Source organism: Roseovarius gaetbuli (assembly GCF_900172365.1).
GTDB classification, from domain to species: domain Bacteria; phylum Pseudomonadota; class Alphaproteobacteria; order Rhodobacterales; family Rhodobacteraceae; genus Roseovarius; species Roseovarius gaetbuli.
The window spans coordinates 36,195-46,139 of record NZ_FWFJ01000030.1 but is presented as its reverse complement, the minus strand read 5'-3'; the positions used below and the strand labels follow the sequence as shown (position 1 = coordinate 46,139).

At 61.6% G+C, this 9,945-nt stretch carries 10 protein-coding genes; 4 read left to right on the top strand and 6 right to left on the bottom strand.

What is annotated here, in order from left to right; genetic code table 11:
- Positions 1-122: 122 nt before the first annotated feature.
- From ROG8370_RS20230 to ROG8370_RS13945, 4 genes are all read right to left on the bottom strand, one after another.
- Positions 123-359, bottom strand: a complete 237-nt coding sequence (locus ROG8370_RS20230; protein ID WP_139838163.1) for a hypothetical protein — start codon at positions 357-359, stop codon at positions 123-125.
- Between the two features lie 10 nt (positions 360-369).
- The gene (parE, locus tag ROG8370_RS13955; protein ID WP_085827795.1) at positions 370-2,325 is read right to left on the bottom strand and encodes a DNA topoisomerase IV subunit B; all 1,956 of its coding nucleotides are present in this window, start codon (positions 2,323-2,325) and stop codon (positions 370-372) included.
- Positions 2,326-2,407: 82 nt separating this feature from the next.
- Positions 2,408-3,346, bottom strand: coding sequence for a glucokinase (locus ROG8370_RS13950; protein ID WP_085827796.1), 939 nt, complete (start codon positions 3,344-3,346; stop codon positions 2,408-2,410).
- Positions 3,339-4,112, bottom strand: coding sequence for an aldolase/citrate lyase family protein (locus ROG8370_RS13945; protein ID WP_085827790.1), 774 nt, complete (start codon positions 4,110-4,112; stop codon positions 3,339-3,341). Before ROG8370_RS13945 ends, ROG8370_RS13950 begins: the two co-directional genes overlap by 8 nt.
- Before the next feature lie 107 nt (positions 4,113-4,219).
- On the opposite strand from ROG8370_RS13945, the gene ROG8370_RS13940 reads away from it, so the two are divergent.
- A complete protein-coding gene (locus ROG8370_RS13940; protein WP_085827794.1) occupies positions 4,220-5,107 on the top strand; it encodes a DMT family transporter in 888 nt (295 codons plus the stop codon).
- Positions 5,108-5,117: 10 nt separating this feature from the next.
- On the opposite strand, the gene ROG8370_RS13935 is transcribed toward ROG8370_RS13940, so the two are convergent.
- The gene (locus ROG8370_RS13935; protein ID WP_085827789.1) at positions 5,118-5,927 is read right to left on the bottom strand and encodes a division plane positioning ATPase MipZ; all 810 of its coding nucleotides are present in this window, start codon (positions 5,925-5,927) and stop codon (positions 5,118-5,120) included.
- A gap of 204 nt (positions 5,928-6,131) precedes the next feature.
- On the opposite strand from ROG8370_RS13935, the gene ROG8370_RS13930 reads away from it, so the two are divergent.
- From ROG8370_RS13930 to ROG8370_RS13920, 3 genes are all read left to right on the top strand, one after another.
- On the top strand, positions 6,132-6,758 hold the full coding sequence (locus tag ROG8370_RS13930; protein WP_085827788.1) for an acyl-homoserine-lactone synthase: 627 nt from the start codon (positions 6,132-6,134) through the stop codon (positions 6,756-6,758).
- Positions 6,759-6,825: 67 nt separating this feature from the next.
- On the top strand, positions 6,826-8,349 hold the full coding sequence (locus tag ROG8370_RS13925) for an AAA family ATPase (protein WP_085827787.1): 1,524 nt from the start codon (positions 6,826-6,828) through the stop codon (positions 8,347-8,349).
- Entirely contained in the window at positions 8,346-9,080 is a 735-nt protein-coding gene (locus ROG8370_RS13920; RefSeq protein ID WP_085827786.1) for an SDR family oxidoreductase, read from the top strand. Before ROG8370_RS13925 ends, ROG8370_RS13920 begins: the two co-directional genes overlap by 4 nt.
- A 10-nt stretch (positions 9,081-9,090) precedes the next feature.
- Here the strand turns inward: ROG8370_RS13920 and ROG8370_RS13915 are convergent, their stop codons facing one another.
- Positions 9,091-9,864, bottom strand: coding sequence for a DUF6782 family putative metallopeptidase (locus tag ROG8370_RS13915; RefSeq protein ID WP_139838162.1), 774 nt, complete (start codon positions 9,862-9,864; stop codon positions 9,091-9,093).
- Positions 9,865-9,945 lie beyond the last annotated feature (81 nt).

Genomic DNA, 9,945 nt, shown 5'->3' with positions numbered 1-9,945 from the left:
GCAATGGCTCTGGACTTACAACAATGAGCGCCCCAACATGGGCATCGGCGGCATAACACCCGCTATGAAACTGAAAACAGCTGCGTGATTTCTACGGCTGGACCCCATTGAAAATGGGGGGATTACCCCTCGGTTTCCCGTATGCGTGTTTTGGTTTGCGTGTAAAGAGTGGCTGCAAGGCCAATAGATGCCGTCAATAATGTCACAACCAAAGGCACATAAATGTTTGGTTCTAACGTTTTTGCGCCTTTGACCACTGCGGCTGCGATATTCCAGCCATAATACGCTAAGAAAATAGTTCCAATGCAAACTGCGACTAGAAAAACTATGCTTAGAAACGCGCCAAAAATCTTTACCATTTCTTACCCCTCAAACATCCAGCTCCACCACGAACCGTGCATTCTCCTGGATATACTGGAACCGCAACTCCGGCTTTTTCCCCATCAGACGCTCGACAAGGTCGCTGGTTTCGCCCGGTTCATCCTCGTCTATCGTCACCCGGATAAGCTTGCGTGACTTCGGGTCCATCGTGGTTTCCTTGAGGTCCTTCGCGTCCATCTCGCCCAGACCCTTGAACCGGCTGACGTCGATCTTGCCCTTGCCGCCAAGGCCCTTTTCCAGCCACTCGTCGCGCTCTGCCTCGTCAATGCAATAGACCCGCTTGGCCCCCTGCGTCAGCCTGAACAGCGGCGGGCAGGCAAGGTAGAGGTGGCCCGCGTCGATCATCGGGCGCATCTGGGTAAAGAAAAACGTCATCAAAAGCGCCGCGATATGCGCGCCGTCGACATCGGCGTCGGTCATGATGATGATCTTGTCATAGCGCAGGTCATCAAGGCTGAACTTGCTGCCAAGCCCGACGCCAAGCGCCTGTGTCAGGTCGGAAATCTCGGCATTGGTGCCAAGCTTGGAACTCGCCGCGCCAAGCACGTTGAGGATCTTGCCCCTGAGCGGCAAAAGCGCCTGATTGACCCGGTTGCGCGCCATCTTGGCAGAGCCGCCCGCGCTATCGCCCTCGACGATGAACAATTCGGTGCCGTCGCGGGTGTTGGACGAGCAATCAGTAAGCTTGCCCGGCAGCCGCAGCTTTTTGGTGGCGGTCTTGCGTTGGGTCTCTTTCTCTTGACGGCGACGAAGCCGTTCTTCGGCGCGCAGCACCAGAAAATCAAGGATCGCCCCCGCCGATTTGGTATCGGCCGCAAGCCAGTTGTCAAAGTGATCGCGCACCGCGCCCTCGACCATGCGGGCGGCGTCGGTGGTGGCAAGCCGGTCCTTGGTCTGGCCGACAAATTCCGGCTCGCGGATAAAGCACGACACAAGCGCACAGCCCCCTGTGGCAAGGTCTTCGCGGGTGATCTGGGCCGCCTTGCGGTTGTTGGCCAGTTCGCCATACGCCTTGATGCCCTTGAGGATCGCTGCCCAGAATCCGGCCTCGTGGGTGCCGCCCTCGGGGGTGGGGACGGTGTTACAGTAGGACTGAATAAAGCCGTCGCGCGAGGGGGTCCAGTTGATCGCCCATTCGACCTTGCCGGGGACGTTGTATTTGTCCTTGAAATCGACCGTGCCGGCAAAGGGGCGCTCGGCATAGGTGGTGGCCCCGTTCAGGGTTTCACCAAGGTAATCGGCAAGCCCGCCGGGAAACTTGAAGGTCGCCTCTTGCGGGGTCTCGCCATCGGCAATCGCCGACTTCCAGCGAATTTCAACGCCGGAAAACAGATAGGCCTTGGACCGCGACATCTTGAAAAGCCGCGCCGGTTTGAGCTTGAGAGAGCCAAAGATTTCCGGGTCCGGGTGAAAGGTCACAGAGGTGCCGCGCCGGTTCGGCGCCGCGCCGATCTTTGCCAGAGGCGCCTGCGGGATGCCGCGCGAAAACTCCATCATGTAAAGCTCGCGGTTGCGCGCCACCTCGACCCGAAGATGATCCGACAGGGCATTGACCACCGAAGAGCCAACCCCATGCAGACCGCCCGAGGTTTCATAGCTGTCGCCGGAAAACTTGCCGCCCGCGTTCAGCGTGCAAAAGATGATCTCAAGCGCAGTCTTGCTTGGGTCCTTGGGGTGCGGATCAATCGGAATGCCGCGGCCATTGTCGCGCACGGTGACATGGCCGTTTTCATGCAGCTCGACCTCGATCCAGGTGGCATGGCCGGCGACCGCCTCATCCATCGAGTTGTCGATGATTTCGGCCACCATATGATGCAGCGCGCGATCATCCTTGCCGCCGATATACATGCCGGGGCGCAGGCGCACATGCTCCATATCCTCGAGTACCTGGATCGAGGAGGCATCATAATCGGATGTGGTGGCCGAGGAGAGAAGATCGTTCATGCCGCTGCTCTTTTTTTGTTGGTTGGGGGGCATTATGGCAGAGCCGGGACCGCTGTGGAAGTGGGGCAATGGCGAAGATGTTCTAGCTTTTGCGCTGCCGCAGATAGCGGGCACAGCCAAGCAGGGCGGCAGTGTCGTCACTGATGAGGGAAATGGGCATTTCGCGCATCAGGGCACTATAGGGGCCCTTGGCGGTAAAGGTCTCGGCCAAGCCCATCTGCACAAGAAAGGGAGCTACCGCGCTGGCTGTGCCGCCAATCAGGTAAATCCCGCCCATCGGCAGGTGATTGAGCGCCAGATCGCCAAGCACGGTGCCCAAGAGCCGCGCAAAGGCCGTGAGGCTGGCAGATGCCCCGGCGTCGCCCGTCCGATGCGCCGCGATGATCTCTTTCGGGGTGAGGGTGTCACCGCTAAAATAGGCATGCAGGTGGGTAAGGCCCGGCCCGGAAAGCAGCGCTTCAAGCGGGCGGTGGGCGTCCTTGCCCGCAAGCCCGACGATCAGGGCACCGATGGCATCGTCAGAGTGCGGAAGGCTGCTGTGACCGGCCTCGGCGGGGGGTATGAACAGGCCTTGGGGCGTGCGGTGCACCACGGCGATATTGCTGCCCGTGCCAAGGCCCATGACCAAGCGCGCGGCCTCTGGTGGGGGCGTGGCCCCGTCGATCAGCGGCGTGACATCGGCCGGGTCCAGATCATCCAGAGCATAGCCCTGCGCCGCCAGATCGTTGATCAGATGGACATCCTGCGCGCCGGTCACGTTTACCAGCTCGGCGCTGTCGATGAACCAGTCAAGATTGGTGAGCTGCGCCGTGCCGCGCCGCACCGGCCCCGCAACCCCGGCACAGAGCGCGCTTGGCGGGGTTGGGTGGCCGGTCAGGTAGTGATCAAGGATATCGGCCAGCCCCGAAAAATCGGCATTGCGAAAGCTGTCCGTGCTGTCCCGATCAAGCCGCCCGTCGCGCGCAAGGCCGACACGGGTAGAGGTGCCGCCAACATCGGCCAAAAGCCAGAGATCAGCCATCATCGCGCCATTTCGCCATGGTTGCGCGTGCAGTTTGCGCAAGCATCACGACGTCGATCCCGACCGCCAGAAACTGTGCGCCGCAACCGGCATATTCCTGTGCGGTGGCGTGATCGAGCGCAAGGATACCGGCGGCCTTGTCCGAGGCCGCAATCCGGGCGAGCGCGTCCTTGATGACGCGCGCCACCGGCGGCGCGCTGCTGTCGCCCATATGACCCATATCGGCGGCAAGGTCGGAGGGGCCGATAAAGACGCCGTCAACGCCCTCGACCTCTAGAATCTCGTCCAGAGCGGTGATTCCGTCGACGGTTTCGACCTGCACCAAAAGACACATCTGTGCGTTGGCGGTGGCGATGTAATCGGGAATTGTCGAGAAATGCGAGGCCCGCGCAAGGGCGGCGCCAGAGCCGCGAATACCCTCGGGCGGATAGCGCATGGCGCGTACAAGGGCGCGGGCCTGATCGGCGCTTTCGACCATGGGGATCAGCAGGGTCTGCGCGCCCGCATCAAGCACCTGTTTGATCGCCCAATCCTCGCCCATCGGCAGGCGCACGACCGGATGGCTGTGCTTGCCCGACAGCACGGCAATCTGGGCGCTGATGCTGCGCAGATCGTTCGGCGCATGCTCGCCGTCAATCACCAGCCAGTCGAACCCGGCAGTGGCCAGCACCTCGGTCGCGTAAGGATCGCCAAAGCCCGCCCAACATCCATAGAGCATCTCGTCGTTTGCGAGGGCGGCCTTGAAGGAATTTTTCGGGGCGGGCATGGGGCGGCTCCTTTGCTGAGGCCTCGCCAGCATAAACCGGGTTGCCCCGGCTTGGCGAGGGGGCGGCAGGGTTTACTTTGGCCGAAATTGTGGCCACTCATTGGCCCATGAATGAGCATCTCAAAGGCCTCTTGATCACCGCGCTTGGCGTTCTTTTCGTCGTGCCGGATTCGCTTTTCGTGCGCTTGATCGAGGCGGATGCGCCGACGATCTCTTTCTGGCGCGGGGTGACGGCGGGCACGGTGATCCTGATCGGGGTTCTGGCGCTTGAGGGCACGCGCGGTTTTGCCAAGGTCGCGCGCACCGGCGTGGCGGGGCTGATCTATACGGTTCTGATTGCCGCCACCGCGCCGGGGTTCGTGCTGGCCGTGACCTGGACCAGCGTCGCCAACGTGGTGTTCATCATCGCCTCGATGCCGGTTTTCGCGACCGTGTTCAGCCGGATTTTCCTCGGCGAGCCGATCAGCCAAGGGATGGTTTTCACGATGATGGGGGTCTTTGTCGGCCTTGGTATCATCGCCTGGGGCTCTGGTGAAACCAAGGGCGCAAGCTGGCAGGGGGATCTGGTGGCCTTGGGGGTTTCGGCAAGCTTTGCCGCCGCGATGACCGCCGCGCGACAGGTGCGCGCCACCTCGATGATCCCGGCCATTCCGGTCGCGTTTCTGGTGGCGTCGCTTGTGATGTGGCCGATGGCGACGCCGGGGCCGGTCTTTGCAAACCAATGGCCGCTGATCCTTGCGCATGGCGCGTTCATCAGCGTCTCGACCTGTCTTTTGACTCTCGGCCCGCGTTACATCAGCTCGGCTGAGGTGGCTCTACTGATCCTGCTTGAATCGGTGCTGGCGCCGCTTTTGGTGTGGTGGGTCGTCGGCGAAGACCCCGGCCCATGGGCGATCATCGGCGGCGTGGTGGTGATCGGCGTGTTGTTTGTCTCTAACCTGATCCTTCTGCGCTCGCGCAGGCGGGCAAAAATGCCCGTTCAGCCGCGCATCTGAGTGGGCGAGATCAGAAGTTGACCTCGACCCCCGGCAGGTTCAGCGCCTTGATCAGATCGCGCAATTCCTGACGCGCGGCGATGTTCGAGATGTTCAACCCCTTGACCCCGATATCCTTGAGATCAAGCAGCGTAAGGCCGCGCGGAAACAGCTCGCGGAAGATGACCCGCTCGTTGAACCCCGGCGCCACGCGAAAGCCGATGCGCTTGGCAAGGTTATCAATTGCCTCGCCCATCTTTTTCTTGTTCACCATCTGTTGCGCGCCCATGCGGTTGCGCACCACGATCCAGTCGATCGCCTTGAGCCCGGCCTGCGCGCGCAACTGGCGGGCATTCCAGACCATTTCGGAATAGACCGACGGCCCGAGGATTTTCTTGCCGTCGCTGTCGATATGGGCAAGCAGGTCAAAGTCGATAAAGCTGTCGTTGAGCGGTGTGATCAGGGTGTCGGCAAGGCTATGGGCGACCTGGCTTAGCCGGGTATGCGAACCGGGGCAGTCGATGATGATGAAATCGCTATCGGTTTCAAGCTCGGCCACGGCGGCCGAAAGGCGGCGATCATAGACGTTTTCGCCGGGCTTGAGCTGATCCTGATCCACCTCGGGAAGGTCGTGATAGCGCGGACTTGGCAGATCGAGGCCGGATTTTTCGATAAACTTGGCGCGGTTCTCGGAATAGCGGCCAAAGGTTTTCTGGCGCAGGTCGAGATCAAGCGCGCTGACCTTGTGGCCCATGCGGGCAAGGGCCGATGCCACATGCATCGACACGGTTGATTTGCCCGCGCCGCCTTTTTCGTTTCCGACGACAATAATATGCGCCATGTGCCGCTTCCCCTGATGTCGGGGATGCTGCCCAAAAGGCGCCCCCGGTATTTTCGCCAGACAGTATCTGTTGGTGCTGCAATAGGGAAGGCCCCGGCGCGAGGTCAAGGCCCATAAAAAGCCAAGGTGTTGCACCGTACGCAGGGGCAATCGGCCCTTAAGAATTGCCCGCTAGCCCTATTGCAGGCAAACGAGGGGGCTTTCATGCTGCGTTATATTTTTGCAAACGATCTGGATCATTACCCACGTCCGCGCGACACGATGTTTCGCGACCGCGCGGATCAGTTCAAGGCGCGCCTGGGTTGGGATGTCTCGGTGACCCCCTCGGGCGAAGAGCGTGACGAATATGATGCGCTGAACCCGCTCTATGTGATCTGGCAGGGGCCGGATGGGCGCCATGGCGGATCAATGCGGCTTTTGCCCACAACTGGCCGGGTGATGGTGAACGAGCATTTCGGCCATCTGACCGGGGGCAAGAAGATCGCCGACCCTTCGATCTGGGAATGCACCCGCTTTTGTCTTGCGCGCGGCGCGGCGCCGAATGTGGCGGGCGCGCTCATGCTGGCGGGCGGCGAGGTGATGCGCGGCTTTGGCATCAAGCAATACGTCGGTGTGTTTGATGCGCGGATGGTGCGGATTTACCGGATGATCGGCGCATCCCCGACGATTGTCGGCTCAATGGGCGAAGGGCGTGATCAGATCAGCGTTGGCCTCTGGGGCTTTTCGGATGACTCGCGGTTGCGGGTGGCTCAGCGGGCGGGCCTCTCGCCCGAGGTATCGGAGCTTTGGTTCTGGCGCGCGGTCGGGGCGACGTCGGCGCTGTCCGCCTGAGGCAAAGCGCACCCTGAATCTGCGTCTTTCGCTGGTGCCGGGCGGGGCGTGACGCTAGGGTCGCGCCATGACAAATCAGGCGCTTACATACTCTCCCGATCAGGCCGAAGCGCATGACCGCATTTCCCAGATGCTGCGCGGCGCAGGGGTCGATCTTGACGACTCGATGCTGACCCCGCTGCAAGAGGGCAAACAGGCCGTTATGGCCGTTGTGGGCAAGGCCGGATCGGGCAAAACCCTGCTTCTCGCGGCGCTGTATCACGCGCTTGAAGAGGCGGGCGTTGATATTGTTTCGGGCGATTACGAGGGGCGCAAGCGCCCGGATCGGCGCACCCTTGCCATTCTTGCCCCGACCAACAAGGCGGCCAGCGTTCTGCGCCTGCGCGGCGTGCCGGCCACCACCATTCACCGCATTCTTTATACCCCGGTCTATCACCCCGAATATGAAAAGATCGCCGAATGGCTGGCGGGGCAGGGCGAACGCCCGGTGATCGAAGGGCTGACCGATCTGGCGCTTGATCGCGCCCTTGCGTTCTATCAGGGGCAAAAATCCATTCCCGGCGCCCTGGCGGCGGCGGGGTTGCGCGGGTCGGATTTCATCACCGGCTGGAAGCGGCGCGATGATCCGCTTGATATCGGTTTTGTCGACGAGGCAAGCATGCTTGACGAAAAGCAGCTTGACGACCTCAAGGATATTTTCCCGACGCTGTTGTTGTTCGGCGACCCGGCACAGCTTGCCCCGGTGAAATCACAGGGCGGAATGGTTTTCGAGGGTCTGCCTGCCCCTGCGCGTCTTGAGCTAAGCCGTGTACACCGGCAGGACGCTGATAACCCGATCCTTGATCTGGCCCATGCGCTTGCCGACCCGGCGCTTGAGTTTCACGATTTCGAGCGGATGATCGAACAGGCCGCCGCTCGCGATGAGCGGGTGCAATGGGCGCAGCGCGTCGAGGTCGACCTTATGGCGCGAAGCCCGGTGCTTGTCTGGCGCAATGCCACCCGAATCCGTCTTATCAACGCCTTCCGCGCGGTGCATGGCGCCCCTGAGACCGAGCTTTTGCCCGGCGAGCCGCTGATTTGCGACGGCATCGAATTGCCCCTCAAGCACCGCAAGAAGCGCCTTGATCTTGAGGCGCGCGGTTTAATCAAGGGGGCGCAGGTGGTCTATCTCGGGCCGGGCCGCAGGCCGGGATTTTCGCGCCTGCATGTGGTCGGCGCCGAAGACCCGCAGGTCAGCGCCGCCAGCATCATCAAGATCGAAAAGCCCGACGAGGAAGAGCCCTTTATCCCCTTTGCCGCCAATATGGGGGCGACCTTTTTGCATGGGGCGGCGGTGACCATCCACAAGGCCCAAGGCAGCCAGTGGCGTGATGTTCAGGTGTTTTCCCCCGATATCTATGCCGCCGCGCGCATGGGCCGCTCCGAGGCCGGGCAGCCGCTTTGGAAGCGCCTTGCCTATGTGGCGATCACCCGCGCCGAAGAGCGGCTTCATTGGGTGGTGCGCAACCGCCTGTCGAAACCGAGTGTTCCCTTGGGCGTGGACGATCTAAAAGCCGCGCCTGCGCCGCTGAAACTGGAGGAAGAAGAATGAAATCCATCGTGATCACCGGGGCAAGCTCTGGCATTGGGCGGGCCACCGCAGAGGTGTTTCTTGACGCGGGCTGGCAGGTTGGTCTTATTGCGCGGCGCGCAGATGTGCTTGACGATATTTCCACGGCGCATGCAAACGCCACCGCGCTGCCCTGCGATGTGACCGATCCGGGCGCGATGCAGGCCGCGTTTGATGGCTTTACCGCCAAGGTGGGCCGTCTTGATGCGCTGTTCAACAATGCCGGCATGTTCGGCCCCTCGGCGCCGATTGACGAGGTCGAGGTCGACGCCTTTGATCAGGTGATCAACGTCAACGTCCGGGGTATGTTCATCGCCGCGCGCCTCGCCTTTGCCCAGATGCGGCGTCAGAATCCACAGGGCGGGCGGATCATCAACAACGGCTCGCTCTCGGCGCATAATCCGCGCCCCGGTTCGATTTGTTACACCACAAGCAAGCACGCGATCACCGGCATGACCAAGAGCCTTTCGCTGGACGGCCGCGCCTTTGATATCGCCTGCGGTCAGATCGACATCGGCAATGCGCGCACCGAATTGGTCGATGACCTCAACGCGCGTATTCTGGCGGACAATCCCGCGGCGACCTTGATGCCGATGATGGATGTGAATGAGGCCGCGCGCTCGGTCCTGCACATGGCTCAGATGCCGCCCGAGGCCAACGTGCAGTTCATGACCGTGATGGCAACCAAGATGCCCTATATCGGCCGGGGATAAGGCGAGGGTCTTAGGGCCTTTGGCCCTCACCCGACGCGCCGCAGTCGTAGGGTGACCCATCCGGCATTATGCAAAGATGCTCGAAGAATCCGGGCGCGATTTTCTCATACCGGGGCAGCGTCTTCGTACTGTCCTGACGGTCCAGATAAGAGCTGCACGAGGCGCGGTAATAATTGTCGCGCCGCCACTCCGAAGCATACCATTGCGCAAAGGCGGCGGTTGTTGCGCGGTGAGGATCGGCACTTGTCCCAAGCTCCGCCGCAAAGGCCGCCGCGATATCCGTGTGGGTCGGCCAATTCGCCAGAGCCTGCCAGATGTCAGGCTGTCCCGCGTCTTTGAGGGCATTGGCAATAAACAGGCTTATCGCACTGGCGTCGGCCTCGAGCGCGAGGGTCGCGCGGGCATTTTCCGACATCGCAAGGTGATCGGTCGGGCAGCTGCCTGTCGTGTATTGTTGCAGGTGGCGCAACTCGTGGATCAGGATTGCGACCTGTGTGGGCCGCGGCAAATCCATCTGCAGGACGATCCTGTTGTCCTCGGGGCTGAAATAGCCGCGCGCGTCGTAAAGGCTGGCGGACAGACAGATATCAGTGGCGTTGCGGGCAATCAGCTCGCGATACTCGGGGAACGCCTGAAAAACCGGCTCCATCCCGTCGATCAACGCCGCAAGCGCGCCGTGGCCCTCCGACTTGCCGGAGGGCTGGCAGACAAGGTCATTCGGCTGGGCCGTTGCAGTGCCAACCAGACCTATCAGGGCCAATAACGCAAGACGCGTGCGGTGCATCATAGGCTTAGGCGAACGTCGGTGTCGCGCGGTATCGCGCGGGAAAAAAGTGGGTCATGCCGCGCAGCCTAGCAGAGTCGG